This is a genomic window from Bacillus sp. JH7, assembly GCF_001563515.1.
GTDB classification, from domain to species: domain Bacteria; phylum Bacillota; class Bacilli; order Bacillales; family Bacillaceae_G; genus Bacillus_A; species Bacillus_A cereus.
The window spans coordinates 405367-423271 of sequence record NZ_LPUS01000022.1 but is presented as its reverse complement, the minus strand read 5'-3'; the positions used below and the strand labels follow the sequence as shown (position 1 = coordinate 423271).

Here is a 17905-nt window from a genome sequence, read left to right as displayed (position 1 = left end):
TATGCTAGTCATAAGCGCGAACGAACAAAGAAACTTAGTAAATATGAATGAAGTTATTGAATACGCGGCGCTTGCTTTAAAAGAATTTTCCGCAGAAAGAACGATTACACCAATAAGGGGCTCATTACCATTTGCGAACGAGCAAAATACGGCATTAATTATGCCTTCAGTAGCGGAAGGGCTTGAGGCGCTTGGAGTAAAAATAGTAACGGTAGTCCTGCAAAATAAACAGATAGGAAAGAAAACGATCAACGGGATTGTGATGCTATCAGACTTTCAAACGGGAGAACCGCTCGCACTTTTAGAAGGATCGTACTTAACGATGATCCGAACAGGCGCCTTATCAGGAGTAGCGACAAAATATTTAGCTCGTCATAACGCAAAAACTTTATGCATTATCGGCACGGGTGAACAAGCGAAAGGAATTGCTGAAGCTGTATTTGCGGTAAGAGCTATCGAAAAAGTCATTTTATACAATCGAACAGAGGAAAAGGCGTATGCATTTGCGGAGTATATACAAGAGAGATTCAACAAACCTGCATATGTTCACACCAATGCGAATGAAGCAATAAGCGAAGCAGACATCATCGTCACAACTACGAATGCATCCACACCAGTCTTCTCAGAAACACTACAAAAAGGCGTCCACGTAAACGCCGTCGGCTCATTCAGACCGAGCATGCAAGAACTACCCTCACATGCCATAGCTAAAGCAAACAAAGTAGTAGTTGAATCAAAAGAAGCAGCACTAGACGAAACAGGAGACCTTCAAGTTCCGATAAAAGAAGGTCTATTCAAAGCAAACGCCATTCACGCTGAACTTGGTCAAATTATAAGCAAAGAAAAAGCTGGACGCGAAAATAATGAAGAGATTACTATTTTCAAATCAGTTGGTTTGGCGGTAGTGGATATTATCGTTGCGAAGTATTTGTATGAGAAAGCGGTGGAGCAAGGAGTAGGGAATAAGATTGAGTTTTGAGGGACTGCCTTTTGGTGGTCTTTTTTGTCAGGATGGGTGTGCTAGTATTTATAATTAAATACTTTTAATATTATGTTTGAATATATGAATTCTGCGCGGACATCACATCATTCATTCAATTGGTATATGAAAAAAGCTGCACCTCTAACAATTAGAGGTGCAACTTTTTACCATTCTCGCCATTCTTCTGTTATATCTTCCTCGGATTCTAAGCCAGCTATTCGTGCTGCTGTATCGATAAATTCATAGAGATCTTCTCTTTCCATTGTTTCAATAAAATAGTCATGTTCGTCATTTAATTCATTTATGTTAAGAACAACCTCTTTAACAACATGCATTATTTCAATTTCAGTTGGATTTTTTCCCAATTTCTCTAAATTATTTATGTAAGTATCAAGAACTTTATTTGTTGCACTTATATTTTCTTCAGTGAAAAATTCCCCATCTTCATCATTCTCAATCCATTGGGTTGTTGGTTTGTTTTTTTTCAGTTCATCAAATGTCATGATAACCTCCTAAATGTGTTTTTTGTCTTTAATCCCATTCTACATTTTCGGTCATATATAACAATCATTTTAGAGGGATTTTCTGTAAGTTGATAGTTTTTTAACTCATTTTATGAGGCTACTTATTCGTGGTCTTTTTATTTTCTCCTCCGCATAAATATAGTTTATCGCAAGAATGCATTAATAGATTACAAACTTTCTACCTTTGCGAAAAAGTTTGACAATACATACGGGTAGTGGTAATTTAAAACCTATAAGAAAACTCGGTATTAATTCCGAGTTTTCTTATAGGTGTAAATAGTCGAGAGGGGTCGAAATATGAAGAAGAAGTTGTTTGTATTACCATTTGTCCTACTATTATTTATTGCATTAGCTGCTTGTTCAGGGGAAAAAGATTCGAAGCAAGCGGGCACTAGTAAATCAGGGACTCCGAAAGATGGAGGAACGTTAACGATTGGTGTTAGCGATAATCCAGATACGATGAATCCGCTTTATGCGAATGATCGTGTGTCATTAACTGTGCAGCAGGCTTTATATGCGCCGCTATATCATATGGAAGACGGTAAGAAAAAGTTTGTTCTTGCTGAGAGCTTTACGCCTTCAGAAGATCAATTAACGTGGACATTGAAATTAAAAGATAATTTGAAATGGCATGATGGTAAGAAAATTACATCAGACGATATAGCATTTACATTCCAATCTATTTTGGATGAGAAGCAAAATAGCTCAAGTCGTGAAAACTTTATTTTTAAAGGAAAGCCGCTTGAGGTGAAAAAGGTAGATGAGTTAACAACTCAATTCGTTTTACCACAAGTAAGCGCATCTTTCGAAGGTGTAATGAATGATTTCTTCCCAATTCCGAAACATGTATTTGAAGGGGAAGCAGATTTAGCGAAGAGTAAGAAAAACTTACAGCCTGTAGGATCAGGGCCGTTTAAGTTTAAAGAGTATAAATCAGATGAGTATGTTGCATTAGATCGATTTGATGATTATGTAGGTGGGAAAGCTAAATTAGACTCTATCGTATACCGCGTTGTAAAAGACCGTAATACAGCAAATGTTTCACTGCAAAATGGTCAAATCAACATGAAAATGATTGAGCCGCAAGACTTTAAAAAACTAGATAGTACTGGGAACTTCTCAATGGTGACATTCCCTGAAGGTAGATTATTCTACTTATCTTATAACATGAATACAGATTTGATGAAGAAAAAAGAAGTGCGCCAAGCAATTGCGCATGCGTTAGATAAAAAAGAAATGATTAACTCAGCATTCGTTTCGGGTGAATTTGCAGAACCAGCAAATTCAATCTTAACGCCAGACGCTATGTATTATGCGAAAGATATTAAAGGCTATAAGTATGATAAAAAAGAAGCGAAAGATTTATTAGCAAAAGCTGGTGTGAAAGATAAAGAAAAAGTACGTGTGATGTATGTCACGAATAATAAAATTATGGAAAGCTTAGCGCTTTATACACAACAAAAATTAAAAGAAGTTGGCTTAGAAGTTGAACTAAATGCATTAGATGCTAGTGCGGCAAGTGAAAAAGGCTTAGATAAAGAGAATAAAGAATATGACATTACATTTGGTGGTTACATAATGGGACCTGAGCCAGATTCATATAAAAGCCTATTCTTAAGTAATGCTGAATACAACTATGCACGATATAAAAACGCTGATTTCGATAAGTTATGGGAAGAAGCTGCAGTTGAAACAGATAAAACAAAACGTGCAGAGCTATACCATAAAATTCAAGAAACAGCTAGAGAAGATGTACCTTATCTACCAATTGCGTATCCGAAAGCAGTTATTGCAGTAGATAAAAAGTTTGATGGATTAAAAGAAGCGAAAGCAATTCCTGTCACAATGTTTGAAGATCTATCTAAGATTTATGAAGTGAAATAAGAAACAATAAAGAAGCTGGTGGAAATCAGCTTCTTTAGCTTGAGGGGGGAAGTTTGTGTATAAAGTAATTGCGAAGAGGCTTTTAAATGCAATTCCGCTTTTATTTGTTATTTCTATTATTTCTTTTCTATTAATAAAGCTAGCGCCGGGGGATCCTGTTCGAAACTTTGTAACGCCAAATATGAGTCCAATTGATGTGGAGCGTATTCGTAAAAGTTTAGGACTAGATCAACCAATTTACGTGCAGTATTTTTTATGGTTAAAAAACATTTTAACAGGGAACTTTGGTTATTCACTTCAAAATCATCGTCCTGTTTTAGATCTTATCGCAGAAAGATTACCCGCAACAATCGGCTTAATGGGATCATCTTTACTCGTCTCATTCGTAATCGCAATACCACTTGGACTATTTACAGGTGTGAAAAAGAATTCATTCTTTGACCGCATTGTAAACTTTATTTCATACGTTGGTATTTCTATGCCGGTTTTCTGGTTTGCACTACTATTAGTCTACTTATTCTCTTTAAAATTGGACCTACTTCCGAGTATGGGTATGCGCACCGTAGGTAAAGATTCTGTTTGGGATATTGTGCAACACGGCATTTTACCTTGCATGGTGCTAGCGTTCCAAAACGTATCTGTTTATATGAGATATATTCGTTCAAGTACGATTCAGCAATTAGAAGAAGAATATGTACAAATTCAATATGCGTACGGCGCTTCAAAGAAAACGGTGTTATTTAATCACGTACTTCGAAATGTATTAATACCGATCATTACAATTTTCGGATTATCGATTCCAAGTTTAGTAGGCGGAGCATTTATTACGGAAACAGTATTTTCATGGCCGGGTCTTGGTTCACTTGGGGTAAATGCTATTTTTAGATTTGATTATCCGATTATCATGGCAATTACATTACTATCATCATTCATGTTAATTCTCGGTAACTTAATTGCTGATATTTTATATGGCGTAGTAGATCCGCGCATTCGAATGAGGGGGTGATTTGGAATGAATAATAGGAGATTTCAAACGATAAAACATAGCTTTACGAAAAATAAGTTTGTTGCAATGGGAGTTATTATACTTGCGATTTTAACGGTCGCATCAATTTTCGCATTCGTATCGCCGTACGATCCTAGCAAAATGTCGATTCCAGATCGCTTACAAGAACCAAGTATGAGTCATCCTTTCGGAACGGATGATTACGGAAGAGATTACTTAACGAGAGCGTTATATGGTGGACGAGTTTCACTTGCGGTCGGTTTTCTTGCGATGGTTGTTTCTATTACAATCGGTACCGCAGTTGGAACAATTAGCGGATATTTTGGTGGAAAGTTAGACAACTTCTTAATGAGGGTTGTTGAAGTACTTATGTCAATTCCATCATTCTTTTTAATGCTACTATTAAATGCGTATTTAAAACCAGGAATTACGACGTTAGTTCTTATTATCGGATTACTAACATGGATGGACACCGCCCGTATTGTAAGGGCAGAAACGTTATCTGTAAAAGAGCGTGAGTACGTTTTATACGCAAAAGTATCAGGACAAAAATCACTTATGATTATTGTAAGACATATCATTCCTAACATTTTATCAACCATTATTATCGCTGCGACATTAACAATTGCGACATCGATTTTAATGGAATCATCACTTAGTTTTTTAGGTTTAGGTATTAGAGAACCAGATTCTTCTTGGGGCAGCATGCTAAACAATGCGCAAGGATATATTGGTGAAGCTTGGTATTTAACACTCTTCCCAGGATTCCTTATCCTTTTAACGGTACTTAGTTTTAACGTAATTGGTGAAGCATTGAAGAAAGCTTTCGCGCCAAAAGGAGCTGGAAATGAAAACTAAAGTGTTACGTGAAAGGAGTGAGAAGCGTGTCTGAAAAACTACTAGAAGTGAAAAATTTAAAGACTTCTTTTTTCATAGAAAGTGGCGAAGTTGAAGCGGTTCGCGGCGTTACATTTCGCTTAAATAAAGGAGAAGTAGTTGGTATCGTTGGGGAATCTGGAAGCGGAAAGAGTGTAATGGCGAAGTCCGTTATGTCTCTCGTTACGTCACCAGGAAAAGTGAAAGAAGGGGAAATCCTTTTTCATAATGAAAACATACTTTCTAAATCTGAAAAAGAATTGCGTTCTATTAGAGGAAATCAAATTTCACTTATCTCTCAAGACCCAATGTCAGCGCTAAATCCGGTCGTGAAAATTGGGAAACAAATGATGGAAGTAATTATACGTCATCAAAAAGTGAAAAAGAAAGAAGCAGAGCAAATCGCGGTCAACTTGTTAAAACAAGTCGGTCTTTCTTCACCAGAAGAAAGGGTGAAACAATATCCGCATGAACTAAGCGGAGGTATGAAGCAGCGGGTTATGATCGCAATGGCGATGTCTTGTAATCCGGACCTTCTTATTGCTGACGAACCGACGACTGCACTTGATGTAACGATACAGGCGCAAATACTAGATTTAATGAAAAACTTAAAAAACGAAACGAATATGGCGTTACTTCTTATTACGCATGACTTAGGAATCGTCGCGCAAAACTGTACGCGCGTTATCGTTATGTACGGCGGGCTTATTATGGAAGAAGGACCTGTACTTGATATTTTCCAATCGCCGAATCATCCATATACGAAAGGACTATTAAACTCTCTGCCAAAAATATCGAACGGCGTAAAAGAAAGACTCGCTCCTATTCAAGGTGTAACACCAAACTTATTAAACCCGCCACAAGGTTGCCCATTCGCAGAGCGTTGCCCGCATGCGATGGACATTTGTGAAAAAGAACGTCCACCATATTTTGAAATCGGAAACGAAAGACGTTCCATGTGCTGGCTAAACGATAGGGCGGTAGGTGATTTTCATGCATGAAGAAAACTTAATTGAAGTTCGGAACTTAAAAAAGTATTTTCCTATTAAAAAAGGACTATTCGGCAGAAAAACAGAGCAATTAAAAGCAGTCGATGACCTAAGCTTTACAATTAAAAAGGGTGAAACATTCGGACTAGTAGGAGAATCGGGCTGCGGAAAATCAACGACAGGAAGAAGCATCATTCGTTTACACGATGTCACTTCAGGTAACGTTTTATTCGACGGAAAAGACATCGCAAGTTTAAAGGAAAGTGAACTAAAAGAATATCGAAAACGAATGCAAATCATTTTCCAAGATCCATACGCATCATTAAACCCGGCAATGAATGTATTCCAAATTATTAGCGAACCGATGAACATTCACGGTTCTTACGAAAAAGAAGAACAAAAAGAAATCATTTTAGACCTTCTGAAAAAGGTAGGATTAAAAGAAGAACACTTATATCGCTACCCGCACGAATTTAGCGGAGGCCAGCGCCAGCGCATTAGCATCGCGCGTGCATTATCTGTAAAACCAGACTTTATCCTATGTGACGAACCAATCTCAGCACTCGATGTCTCAGTCCAAGCACAAGTCGTAAACATGCTGCAAGACATCCAAGAAGAAACAGGAGTCACATATTTATTCATCGCACATGACCTATCTATGGTAAGACACATATCAGACCGCATCGGAGTCATGTACTTAGGAAACATAGTAGAAATTGCCGACAGTGAAGACCTATACACAAAACCGGCACATCCATACACACAAGCACTACTCTCATCCATGCCAGAACCAGATCCAACAAACATAGGCAAAGAACGGATCATTTTGCAAGGAGAAGTACCAAGCCCACTCAACTCACCATCCGGCTGCAAATTCAGAACGCGCTGCAAATTCGCCACTGAAAAATGCGCACAGGAAGTACCGAAGATGGTTGAGATTGCGAAGGGGCATCAGGTGGCTTGTCATTTGTTTTAGAGTGGGGGAAAGCATCGGGGGGACCTGGTGCTTTTTTTCTTTGTAGGTGAACGTGATGTGGGATTGGTTGTTAGTTTAGGAGATAACGCGCTCGAAATTTGTCGGTAAATCGATATGTTGTGTCGAAACGTTGATATATTCGGAGTTACGATCGATATAATCGAATAATCGTTGATATATTTTTTTAAAGAGTGGGATTGGTTGTAGATTAATGTAGAAATTTAATGTTTTCGAAAAAAAGAATTGACTTCTATATTAGTTGTAACTAAAATAGTTACATAAAGATGTAATTAATTTAGTTACAACTAATATCTGCTAAAAATATGATTTATATATTTAATTAAGGATGGTGGTCCATACGTTGCCACCCGGTGTAGAAAGTTACTAACACATTCAAATCAATGCATATTCCAAGCTTTAGTATTTTCTGTTACGGAGCAATAAGGTGCAATGTTATCTTTTGTTAAAAACCTTGGTGGATCTTTCTTTGGAAATATTAGTTTTGGGGAAATATAGTAAGGTATCTAAAAAAGAACAAGGTATAAAAAGATGTACCTATATAAACCAAAAATTTAGTTGAGCTGGATAATAAAAAAAAGGTAGGAGATTTAAATGGAGACGAAACAAGATAATCTTATTTACGTATGGGATGCATATTGTGGATGGTGCTATGGTTTTTCAGAAAGTATTAAAGGATTTTACAAAAACCACACTGAAGTACCATTAACGGTTTTATGTGGAGGGCTATTTTTAGATAATTTACCAATGAAAAACTTCTCATATATAGAAGAAGGAAATAAAAGAATTAATCAACTTACAGGTGCTGAATTTGGTCCTTCCTATCAAAAATTGGTGGAGGAAGGGACTTTTAAAATGAATTCGAAAGATGCTGCAATTGGCTTTTCAGCTTTACGCTCATTAGCGCCAGACCGTTTATTAGAATTCACTTCGGCTATGCAAAAAGCGTTTTATTATGAGGGCCAAAGTCTGAGTGATCCTGAAACATATCGCAAAATTGCAATCGAGCATGGTTTGGACCCTGAACAAGTATTGGAACGTTTAAACGCTCAAGAAACAATAATAGATGTCCAAAATGATTTCAATAAAGTTCGACAGCTTGATGTTAATAGCTATCCTTCATTACTTTTACAAAAGGATAATCAAATTATTCCTATTGGTGGTGGCGTAATGACACCGGATAAAATTGAAGCGCGTTTTAAAAATTTATATTAAGAAAATTTAGGATATAGTAGCAAACATGTTATCTTAGGCCATCTGACATTCATCTCCGGAATATTCGCTAGTACTATTACACTTTCAGATAAATGGGAGTGGGAGATTTTATCCCGCTTTAACGGGCAGTAAGACCCCCACCTCAAAATTCAGTGGAAGCAAAGAAGTTAGGTGGGGGATCAACTGTCCGTAAAAGTCCGATTGGTTCAACTAATAATCAGTGGGGGATGAACAAAACCCCCACTGATTAAAGTTTCACTTTATCGGAACAAGATAAAAATATGATGATTAGTTAATAACTTTAACAAAAGGAGAATAACATACTATGTTTAAAACAATCGATACAAATCAAAAAGATGTGAAATTAACGGTGTTTAGTTCGGACGAAAAAAGCTTTATGGTCACAGCAACATTAGTTGAGAAAGCAGGACATGCATTTTTAATAAACTCAAAATTTACGCAGTCTGATTCGAAAGAAATTGTAGAGTATTTGAAAAAAAACAACTTATCTCTAGATAAAATCTTTATTATTCATGGGGATCCAGACTACTACTTTGGATTAGAGAGCATTAAAGCCTTTTACCCAGAAGCTATAGCGTATGCAACAGAGTCTACTGTTGAACATATCGTTCATTCTGTCTTAGGGAAATTAAAAGTTTGGAAAGACGTCCTTGGAGAAAATGCACCAAGTAACGTGGTATTACCTCAAGTATTTAAAGAAAAAGCGATTGATTTTCAGGGGTTAACATTTGAACTAGTAGGCTTAGATCATTACAGAACTAGCCTATTTAATAAAGAACTAAAAGTATTAATTGGTGGTATCGATGTATTTAACGAAATACATGTATTCTTAGCGGATACTAGCTCAAAAGCGGATATGGAGGCATGGATTGAGAACTTGAAAGTATTACAAGCATTACATGCTGACATAATTGTGCCTAGCCATGGATCAATCGAAAAATCCCTAAATAATCAAGCACTTACTGCGACAATGGATTATCTAAGAACGGCGGTTCAAGCTTCTGAGGAAAGTGGAACTTCAAAAGATTTTGTGGCAAAACTTGAAGCAGCATATCCAGGCTATGCAAATAAAGGTGTATTAGAATTAAGTGCAAAAGTTGTAACAAAAGAAATGCCTTGGGGTTAATGATATGAATAAATATCAAAAACTATTACATGAAACGTATGTGTTAACTGGCGAAGGGAAATTGGATGCGTTCAAAACGTATTTAAGTGAAAATGTATCTTGGACAGAAGCTGCTGGGTTTCCATATGCAGGTACTTATATAGGTCCAGATGAAGTAGTGAAAAACGTACATGAACGTCTTGGCACAGAATGGGATGACTATAGCGCTAAAGATGAAATTTATGCTTTTAATAACAATACTGTTATCGTTTATGGAAAATATAGTGGAACATATAAAGCTACAGGGAAGTCATTTGTAGCAGATTTTGGTCACCTTTATAAGTTTGATGAGAACGATAAGGTTAAGAAGTTTATTCAAATTGTGGACAGTGCAACTGTTAATGAGGTATTAAGTTAGAATTAATCGTTTCTAATATGCCTTGTATAGGGGGAGGTTAGGATAAATGAAATTCCTAACATTACCCCTGACATTACATTTTGGGGAAGGTTTCTCCTTCTTCAAGCTTTTTATAGAAGAAAACTTATTTAAGTAGAAGAGGTAGGTATATATGAAATTAGAGAAAAGTTTAATCATAACAATTATTTCTGTATTTATTTTAGGAGTAGTTTCGACTTTGGTATATCAAGCTTCCAACGGTAATAACAAAGGGAACTCAATAAAGAGTGAAAATGTCGCTTCTGTATCAAAAGAAGTAAAAGAAAATGAAAAGAATAAAAAGATGGTAGTTGATTTCTATAATGAAGTTTTTAACAAACATAATATCGATATTATCCCTAAATATGTTAGCGAAGATTATAAGCAACATAATCCTTTTGTTGCTGATGGACGAAAAGCCTTCATGGATTTCTTTAAGGAGGATTTTGTTAAAAATCCTAATTCCTCTGCAGAGATTAAACGTGTAGTAGCTGAAGGGGATACAGTTGTTCTTCATGTACACTCTCGTACTAATTCTCAAGATAAGGGAGTTGCTATAGTGGATATATTTCGTATCAAGGATGGAAAGATTGTCGAACACTGGGATGTAATTCAAGAGATTCCAAGTGAAGCAGCTAATGATAATACGATGTTTTAGAGAGAAGATATATTTAATAATTGTTTAATTGATAGTGCTTTGTAGAATTTAGAAATTTAGATAATTAGTCATCAAATTTGGAAATCATTTAAAAATAGCATATTAAATGATGGCACAAATTAATACGAAATAGCTCTTTAATAAAAAATCCTACTCATTAAAAAATGAGTAGGATTTTTTATTAAAGAATAGTGCTAATTTTGTGGTTCGGCACCATCTAAATTTGGAAACCATGAAAGTATAGGTACTCTATATCCACGTAAAGTAAAATCGTAATTTTTTCCTTCTTTTATGTTTGCTTGCAGATTCACTGAATGAAACTTCATCATAAGAAGGCTATCCTCATTAGAAATAACTTTTTCGGTTCCATTTTTTTGCTCAACCTAGTACAATCTTACCAATTTAAAAAAGACCACCATTACTGGCAGTCCTTTTTTGGTAGTTTTAGAAATTAAATTATAACATGTTAATATACAAATTATAAATATACTTTTACAAAAGATACTATAAGTTTTTTATAATTCTTGATTTCTCAGTTTCCATTGCATACTGAATTTTCCTGTAAGTATTAATAACTACCATTAAAATTATCAATTCACTATATTATTAGAAAAAACTGGTTATCTACATAATTGTTTGGTAAAATATAGATATAATTTAAGAGGGTAAAGTTAATATAGATCAACTAAGTAATGCTAAGAAAATGTTTTATTGCATAAAAAAAGGCTCCATTGCTGGAGCACTCAAAATAAACAAACGAATTAAAACAAGAAACAGACAATTTAACTATATAGATAAAACATAAATAAATCTATATATATGTAAAAATGTATATAAAAACTCTATTTATTGATGCTATAATAGGTTTACTCGATGATTGTTATATTTTTTTATGGTTTTTAAGCAATAAATACCTTCTTAACACCAAGTGTACAAGAAAAGAAGACATCTTAAGTGATGTCTTCTTTTCTTATATAATAACAACACAATAAAATTAAGATGGTTCAAGTGGGAGGAAGGCACCTTTGGGTATCTTTTCTTTGTCGAATTTGCCTAATAGGTGTAGCACCACATTGCTATCAAGTTAAAAAATTTTTTCACCCAAAACAAAAAAACGAGCTGAATTCACATAAATAACTATGGAAGAAAACAAAAACTTAGGATTAAAGAACTTGTGATGTATGACTATATTGGCTGTTTTTATTCAGAAGGATATATTAATCCTGAGTATACATTTGTATTTAATCATGAGGATATCGAAGAAATTATATTTGTAGGTTTTATAGATGAGGAAGAAGAGGCATTTGTAGGATTGCTTAATTGAATAGAATCTAGAAACAGGTAATTTTCAAATTTCGATAAAACTAGCAATCTCCACGCCGAACTTGGACAAATCCTAAGCGGGGGAAAAACGGACGCGAAAATGATGAAGAGATTACTATTTTTAAATCAGTTGGTTTGGCTGTAGTAGATATTATCGTTGCGAATTATTTGTATGAGAAAGTAGTGGAGCGCGGGATGGGATTGAGTTTTGAGGGACTGCCTTTTGGTGGTCTTTTTTGCATAAAATCTTGTAAAGTAAGAAAAAGTTGAATATTAATATTCTAATATTCAATAGAAAGATAAAATGTTTTAAAGTTCAAAATAATACATTATAATATATTTAGTAAAATTAACCAATTTATATTTTGCTCATTATGTATTAAAGGGGAAATGAAAATGGCTGGACAAATTCGTATGTCACCAGAGGAGCTTAAATCGAAAGCGGCTCGATATGGACAAGGTGCAAATCAAATTGAGGACATTTTAAGTCAACTACAAAACTTACAAAATGAATTAAGAGGAGAATGGGAAGGTCGTGCTTTCGAAGGTTTTGATCAACAGTTCAATCAATTAAAGCCAAAAGTACAAAACTTTGCACAGCTATTACAAGAAATTAATATGCAGCTTAATAAAACTGCAGAAGCTGTTGCTTCTCATGATGAAGAATTATCACGTAATTTCGGTTTGAAATAAAAATTGTCATACTCTATATAACAGGCATTTCAAATGAGCCATACAGCTTATAGTGTATGGCTCATTTGATTGCATGCCCAACTTAGCTGGACACACGTTTAAAAAGAGTGATATTAATAGGGAATTTTCATATATTTATTGGGGTTTCTTTGGCATCTTCTGAAAATTAGAGAAAGGATTTGAGTGATGGGACAATTTCAAAGTAATTTTCAAACGGCACAACAAATTGCTACGCAGATGAGAACAGCTTCGAATATAATCCAAAGTGCAACAAATCGTTCTATAACAAAGGCGACGCGTACAACATTATCTGTTAATTTCAAAGCACAAGAAGCGAATCAACAAATGTTAGACTTGACGAAACAATTTTCCGCTGCCTTTCAACAAGCGGTTGATAATATTCATTCAGTAGCCCAAGAGTTTGAGAGAATGGATAACGAACTTCACAACACTTTTCGCTAATGTGACAACCTACGTAAAGGTAAAATGGCAGGAGGAATATAATGAGTCAAGATATTGAAAAACAAATCAATCAAGTAAATCAAAAGTTAAGAAGTGTATTTGAAGAACAAGACCGAAATCAATCCGCGATTCACATTCAGGAGCAAGCGGAAGCAGATTTTTATGAATGGAGAGGTCGAAACCATCGTTTGTTTGATCGAATTTTAGGAACTTGGCATGGTGATAGAGAAATGTCTCAGTTTTTTATGAATACATATCAAGAGGCACAACATATTGAACGAAAAGTCACATTTGAATTAGAAAACCAAAAAGAAACGTTGCTTAAAGAAAAACGAGACCTTAATGATTTAGAAAACGATCTTTCCTATCAACAACAACAATTAGCGAGGGAGGTCAATGCATGAGCTTAAATATGTATTTAGGAGAAGTACAAGGCCAAACTCAAAGTATGAATGCTGTATGTAACGCTACTATTCAAGGTATGGAACAAGTCATTCAGTCAATTGATGCCTTTGCAATTGATACTGTGTTACAAGGGCAAACGTATAGCAGTGCAAAATCATTTTTTGTACAAACCTTTCGTCCTTTAGCGCAAGGAATCATTTATCTGTGTGAAGAGTTAATTCGCCAGAACGATGCTTTTCCAAGTCAATTTCAATCACAAGTCGCTTCCACAGATGTAATTGAACAAGAAATATTAGAACAAATTCGAGAAATTGACCGAATGAAAGCAAGTATGGAAGCCATCAGTCAAGCTATGCCAATCCCAGGTATGGAAGCTATGGTAAATCTTTTTACTGTGATGAGGCAAAAACTGCAAGAAAAACTAGAACATCTATATGAATTTAATTATACTTCTAGTAGTAATTATGATACTGCTCTCCAACTAGCTGTTAGCATTGCGACAGGTTTGGCGGAAGTTCAAAGTGGAAAAGGCTTTAGTCCTGCAAGTGGTACATTTAGTACGCAAGGGTTGAATATGGATTGGATAGCGCCTATTCAGAAAATTACAGAAAAGAAAATTACAGAAAAGAAAACTCTTGAAGCAGATAAGAAAAAGTCACGAGACGAAGATGCTAAGTTCATGGAGGGATCAGTAAAGGGTAAAGAAGGAAAGCGAATTGGATTTGAGGCTGAAGGGTCTATAATGGGAAAAAAGAGCAGCTTCTCTAATGGTGATAAGCTTACTAAGGAACGATATATTGATGAGCTTTCAACAAAGGCTATAGCTGGGCAATTGGATGTGAATATACCCTATGATTGGAAGAGTTTAAAAGAAGATGTATTTGCTAGTAAAGTTATTGGTTTAAAAGGGGAAGCAGGTATTTTAGATAACTCATATAAATTTAAATCCACAATTCCTTTCATGACACCTTTAGGTATTATACAATTAAAAGATAGAGAGGTTACAGTTACTCAAAAAATTTTTTCAGGAGAAGTTGTAGCAGGTATTGACGATTACTCCTTAAAAGCAGCATCGGAAGCTTCTACACTTAAGTATGAAGTAGAAGTAAGTATGCTACATTTTCCAGATTGGTTGCCAATTATTGGAGATACAGATCTAAAAATTAAAGGTGATTTGGGATTGGGCGCAATAGGTTTGAAAGGTAGCGTTGGAAAAGAAACTGGTATAACAGTTCCTGTTTTAGAGGGGTTTACTGTGGGAAGTAGTTTTAAATTTGAAAAATCTGAGGAGAAAAAATGATATGAAAACACCATCGTATAAACCATTATATATTTTAGTTTATGTCGTAATATCCGTATCTATTATAGGGTTAATGATTACTCCATCCAACAATTGGTGGGAAAAGTTGTTAGGAACTATCGTTCTCATTCTTTTGGGAGCAGGTTTAATATGTTTTTTAAAATTTGGACGGTGGGCGCAAGAGAAATTTTATGATAAATTTACAAAAAAACGGGATTAATATAAGACTGGAGTAATTAAGATATGCGTACAATAAATAGAATTCTGACTTTTACTGTATGTATTATGTTTATGTTGTTAATTGGGGCTTCTTCTACTATACGGTTAGAAGATAAAATTTTACTTATAGGTTTGCTGCTAATTTGCAATGTTATTGCATACTTTACAGTAGAGTATATCTATAAACGTATAGACAATAAGAAAAAATAGTAGATTTATAATTCTCGGAATTTATTCAATATTTAGGAGGCAAAAGTATCAATGAAACTATTACCAATTGGAACAGTAGTTAAGCTAGAAGATATGGAACAAAGCGTTATGATTATTGGAAGAATGGCTATTTCAGAAGATAAACGTGAATTTGATTATGTAGGTGTTCTTTACCCTATTGGATTTATAGGTAATGAGAATGTGTTGTGTTTTAACTACGATAAAATCACAGAAGAAATGCATAAAGGATACATGACAGATGAAGAATTAGTTTTACGTGAAAAGTTATTAGAAATGTAAATAAAGCTTTTGTTTATAAATATCCTTTTAGTAAGAATACTTTAAACGTTTTGGTAGAAATCTTTAAAAGATGACATGCTATAATTTAGCATGTCTTTTTTATGAAAAAAATTCTTCCTATCTAAATATCTTCCTTTCTGCCAATTTCATATGCTGCTCTAGATGCTTCGAATAACTTTTGATTACGTTGGTATTTAACTTGTTTTATGATAATTGTGGCATACTGATTTAAGGTGGTTTTGGTGCGAAGTTCTTGCAAGTAATCTACTAAACTTGGACATACCAGCAAAATCTCCGGCTTTTTGAAATTTTTGATAAGCCTAGATTTTATTAATGGGTTGATCTTCTTTTCGAGAAGGGAATAATATTTCACAGAAGGTGTGAAATGGGATGTTGATTTAGATGATGATGGTGAAGATGATAGTATTAAAGATATGGTGAAAACGGGTGTGAAAAAAACTTAGTCAACAGTAGCGGGGTGGTTTAATTCACATGAAAAAAAATACAGATTTTAATAAAAAAGCTTTTGAATATTATATGGCTCTTTATGCTGTAAATGATATAAGATCGACTATAATTACTCTTGTGATTGGGATAGCAGATATATTTGTGCTTTTACCTGCTTTTGCGAATCCTGTTCAACCGATATATATGTACATAATAGTTCCACCAGTTGCTTTTTTAAATGTATGGGCAATATGGATTGTTATAAATCCTAGGAAGCGGCAATTACAATACACTCTATTTCGTGGGGTATTTGGCATCGTATGTTCAGTAGGATTATTAATTATAACCCAAAAGTTTGCATATGGAATGTTAGGATTACAAACTCCTATCTATTTTATTTTTTCGGTTGGTTTGTATATTTTTGCTTTGCATTATTATTATAAAAATCATATTAAAAAACTTCAGGAATCAATCAAAAAATCAAAATCATCGAAAAAAAACTCTAGTTTTGGAGTAGTGGCTTTTGTAGGATTGGGTCAACTCATTGCTAATATCAGTCTTGGTTTTGCAACACAAAAGATGGTAGCAATTGTATTAATGTGTGTATACTCCATGCTTTCGTTTATGTTGTTTCATTTCATTATGGAACTCCATAGGTACTATTATTTAAGGAAGCATATAGAAGATGGGGGTAGAACACATGAAACCTTTTAAAGAGGTTTATTGAATTTTAAGTATTGTGATTTATGGAAGGAAACAAAAACTTATGGTTAAAGAACCTGTGATGTATGACTATATTGGCTGTTTTTATCCAGAAGGAGGAAAGCTGATATGCAAGCATTTAAAGTTGGGAAATTAGTCACATTCGTTGCAATTATAATACTTCTTGCAGTTGCTATTTTATCTCCTTACAACTTATTTAAAAAGATTTATTTTATTATTGGTGTTCTTATTATTGGCGCAATTTCACTTGGTGCAAATAAATTCTTTGAACTGATACACAGTAAATTTGATAAGAAATGATATTACTTATGTGATATGGAAATTCCCCTCTAAATCATTAAGGTTTTAGAGGGATTCATAACGCAGAAAAAGCGATTGGAGCATGGGGAAAAGATGCAGAATATGTAGAAATGCTTCAGAAATGTATTGAACATCATACATTAGGAGGTAAATAAAAAAATGAAAAATGAAATGGAAAATTGTTTTGATAAAATAATTAGAGAGTGGCAAGACTCTAATAATTCATTGCCAAAATCTTTATGGATAGAAGAAGCAGAGGCTTTTATCTATGAAGGAGAACCAGATACAGAGGGGTACGTATTTTGGAAACCTTTAGAGAAAAATATAATTCATGATTTTTCTGATATAGAAAAAGATTTGGGGATACAATTACATAATTCAATTAAAGAATATTATAATTCTTATTGGTTTTTAGACTTAGGAGGTAATTATTTAGGTTATGATTTTGAATTAAATCCCGTTATACCAGGAATTGAACTGCATGATTTTTATGTATCTTTACAAGGATACCAAGGCGCACATGATAATCAACTGAATAATATTCCTATTGGTATGGAATTTAATGGTTTCCTGGTAGTTGTAGATAATGGAAATGGACAAGTGAAATTAGAAGATTATGAAAGCGGAAGCTTCGAAGTTATTTGTGATAGTTTAGCAGAATTAATTTTAAATCTTTCATAATTTATATTAAAAAATAAAAAGTAAAAGTTGGCATTTATGAGTTCGCTTTTATTTTTTTAAATATATAGTTTGGATTTGTTTTTAAAAATTAGATAAGGAATGTATAAAGGACATTTGAAACGTTGATAGTGTTACAAACATATGAAGCGGAA

At 34.3% G+C, this 17905-nt stretch carries 22 protein-coding genes and 2 pseudogenes; 22 read left to right on the top strand and 2 right to left on the bottom strand.

The genetic code is table 11. From position 1 onward, the window contains the following. Position 1 precedes the first annotated feature (1 nt). Entirely contained in the window at positions 2 to 979 is a 978-nt protein-coding gene (locus AU379_RS22670) for an ornithine cyclodeaminase family protein (protein ID WP_061139751.1), read from the top strand. 167 nt (positions 980 to 1146) lie between these two features. On the opposite strand, the gene AU379_RS22665 is transcribed toward AU379_RS22670, so the two are convergent. Next, positions 1147 to 1485, bottom strand: a complete 339-nt coding sequence (locus AU379_RS22665; RefSeq protein ID WP_000141765.1) for a hypothetical protein — start codon at positions 1483 to 1485, stop codon at positions 1147 to 1149. Between the two features lie 318 nt (positions 1486 to 1803). Between AU379_RS22665 and AU379_RS22660 the strand changes: the two genes are divergently transcribed. The 9 genes from AU379_RS22660 to AU379_RS22620 all read left to right on the top strand — a co-directional run bounded on the left by AU379_RS22660 (position 1804) and on the right by AU379_RS22620 (position 10690). Then, positions 1804 to 3390, top strand: coding sequence for an ABC transporter substrate-binding protein (locus tag AU379_RS22660; protein ID WP_061139750.1), 1587 nt, complete (start codon positions 1804 to 1806; stop codon positions 3388 to 3390). 55 nt (positions 3391 to 3445) lie between these two features. Next, positions 3446 to 4396 (top strand): ABC transporter permease, encoded by a 951-nt coding sequence (locus AU379_RS22655; RefSeq protein ID WP_000278770.1) that lies wholly within the window; start codon positions 3446 to 3448, stop codon positions 4394 to 4396. Positions 4397 to 4402: 6 nt separating this feature from the next. Further along, positions 4403 to 5254: an ABC transporter permease gene (locus AU379_RS22650; RefSeq protein ID WP_001065279.1), complete on the top strand. Its 852-nt coding sequence runs from the start codon at positions 4403 to 4405 to the stop codon at positions 5252 to 5254. Between the two features lie 26 nt (positions 5255 to 5280). Beyond that, entirely contained in the window at positions 5281 to 6273 is a 993-nt protein-coding gene (locus tag AU379_RS22645) for an ABC transporter ATP-binding protein (protein ID WP_001291152.1), read from the top strand. Next, positions 6266 to 7237 carry an ABC transporter ATP-binding protein gene (locus tag AU379_RS22640; RefSeq protein ID WP_000544133.1) on the top strand — a complete coding sequence of 324 codons (972 nt, stop codon included), beginning with the start codon at positions 6266 to 6268 and terminating at the stop codon, positions 7235 to 7237. Before AU379_RS22645 ends, AU379_RS22640 begins: the two co-directional genes overlap by 8 nt. Before the next feature lie 612 nt (positions 7238 to 7849). Further along, positions 7850 to 8470, top strand: a complete 621-nt coding sequence (locus AU379_RS22635) for a DsbA family protein (protein ID WP_000448621.1) — start codon at positions 7850 to 7852, stop codon at positions 8468 to 8470. Positions 8471 to 8795: 325 nt separating this feature from the next. Next, positions 8796 to 9617 carry a hypothetical protein gene (locus tag AU379_RS22630; RefSeq protein ID WP_000477267.1) on the top strand — a complete coding sequence of 274 codons (822 nt, stop codon included), beginning with the start codon at positions 8796 to 8798 and terminating at the stop codon, positions 9615 to 9617. A 4-nt stretch (positions 9618 to 9621) separates the two neighbouring features. Continuing rightward, positions 9622 to 10014, top strand: a complete 393-nt coding sequence (locus AU379_RS22625; protein ID WP_061139749.1) for a nuclear transport factor 2 family protein — start codon at positions 9622 to 9624, stop codon at positions 10012 to 10014. A 151-nt stretch (positions 10015 to 10165) separates the two neighbouring features. Further along, a complete protein-coding gene (locus AU379_RS22620) occupies positions 10166 to 10690 on the top strand; it encodes an ester cyclase (protein ID WP_061139748.1) in 525 nt (174 codons plus the stop codon). A 194-nt stretch (positions 10691 to 10884) separates the two neighbouring features. On the opposite strand, the gene AU379_RS31160 is transcribed toward AU379_RS22620, so the two are convergent. Beyond that, a complete protein-coding gene (locus AU379_RS31160) occupies positions 10885 to 11019 on the bottom strand; it encodes a hypothetical protein (protein WP_000975275.1) in 135 nt (44 codons plus the stop codon). An 809-nt stretch (positions 11020 to 11828) separates the two neighbouring features. Here AU379_RS31160 and AU379_RS22615 point away from each other — a divergent pair. The 12 genes and pseudogenes from AU379_RS22615 to AU379_RS22570 all read left to right on the top strand — a co-directional run. Beyond that, a pseudogene (locus AU379_RS22615) lies at positions 11829 to 12014 on the top strand (DUF4176 domain-containing protein); the annotation flags it as partial. Between the two features lie 134 nt (positions 12015 to 12148). After that, positions 12149 to 12283: a hypothetical protein gene (locus AU379_RS31270; protein WP_002025378.1), complete on the top strand. Its 135-nt coding sequence runs from the start codon at positions 12149 to 12151 to the stop codon at positions 12281 to 12283. Between the two features lie 126 nt (positions 12284 to 12409). Continuing rightward, on the top strand, positions 12410 to 12706 hold the full coding sequence (locus tag AU379_RS22610) for a WXG100 family type VII secretion target (protein ID WP_000918591.1): 297 nt from the start codon (positions 12410 to 12412) through the stop codon (positions 12704 to 12706). A 186-nt stretch (positions 12707 to 12892) separates the two neighbouring features. Then, positions 12893 to 13168 carry a TIGR04197 family type VII secretion effector gene (locus tag AU379_RS22605; RefSeq protein ID WP_000529653.1) on the top strand — a complete coding sequence of 92 codons (276 nt, stop codon included), beginning with the start codon at positions 12893 to 12895 and terminating at the stop codon, positions 13166 to 13168. Positions 13169 to 13209: 41 nt separating this feature from the next. Then, a complete protein-coding gene (locus AU379_RS22600; protein WP_061139747.1) occupies positions 13210 to 13572 on the top strand; it encodes a DUF3958 family protein in 363 nt (120 codons plus the stop codon). Next, positions 13569 to 14873 (top strand): T7SS effector LXG polymorphic toxin, encoded by a 1305-nt coding sequence (locus tag AU379_RS22595; RefSeq protein WP_000056055.1) that lies wholly within the window; start codon positions 13569 to 13571, stop codon positions 14871 to 14873. Before AU379_RS22600 ends, AU379_RS22595 begins: the two co-directional genes overlap by 4 nt. A gap of 1 nt (position 14874) precedes the next feature. Further along, positions 14875 to 15093: a hypothetical protein gene (locus AU379_RS22590; protein WP_000856866.1), complete on the top strand. Its 219-nt coding sequence runs from the start codon at positions 14875 to 14877 to the stop codon at positions 15091 to 15093. Between the two features lie 260 nt (positions 15094 to 15353). Continuing rightward, positions 15354 to 15602: a DUF4176 domain-containing protein gene (locus AU379_RS22585; protein WP_000771621.1), complete on the top strand. Its 249-nt coding sequence runs from the start codon at positions 15354 to 15356 to the stop codon at positions 15600 to 15602. 492 nt (positions 15603 to 16094) lie between these two features. After that, positions 16095 to 16763 carry a hypothetical protein gene (locus AU379_RS22580; RefSeq protein ID WP_061139746.1) on the top strand — a complete coding sequence of 223 codons (669 nt, stop codon included), beginning with the start codon at positions 16095 to 16097 and terminating at the stop codon, positions 16761 to 16763. A gap of 22 nt (positions 16764 to 16785) precedes the next feature. Beyond that, positions 16786 to 16869, top strand: a pseudogene (locus tag AU379_RS30355) (DUF4176 domain-containing protein); the annotation flags it as partial. 11 nt (positions 16870 to 16880) lie between these two features. Then, entirely contained in the window at positions 16881 to 17072 is a 192-nt protein-coding gene (locus AU379_RS22575) for a hypothetical protein (RefSeq protein WP_061139745.1), read from the top strand. 159 nt (positions 17073 to 17231) lie between these two features. After that, complete coding sequence (locus AU379_RS22570) at positions 17232 to 17753, top strand: SecY-interacting protein Syd (protein ID WP_000787235.1); 522 nt, start codon at positions 17232 to 17234, stop codon at positions 17751 to 17753. Positions 17754 to 17905: the final 152 nt, after the last annotated feature.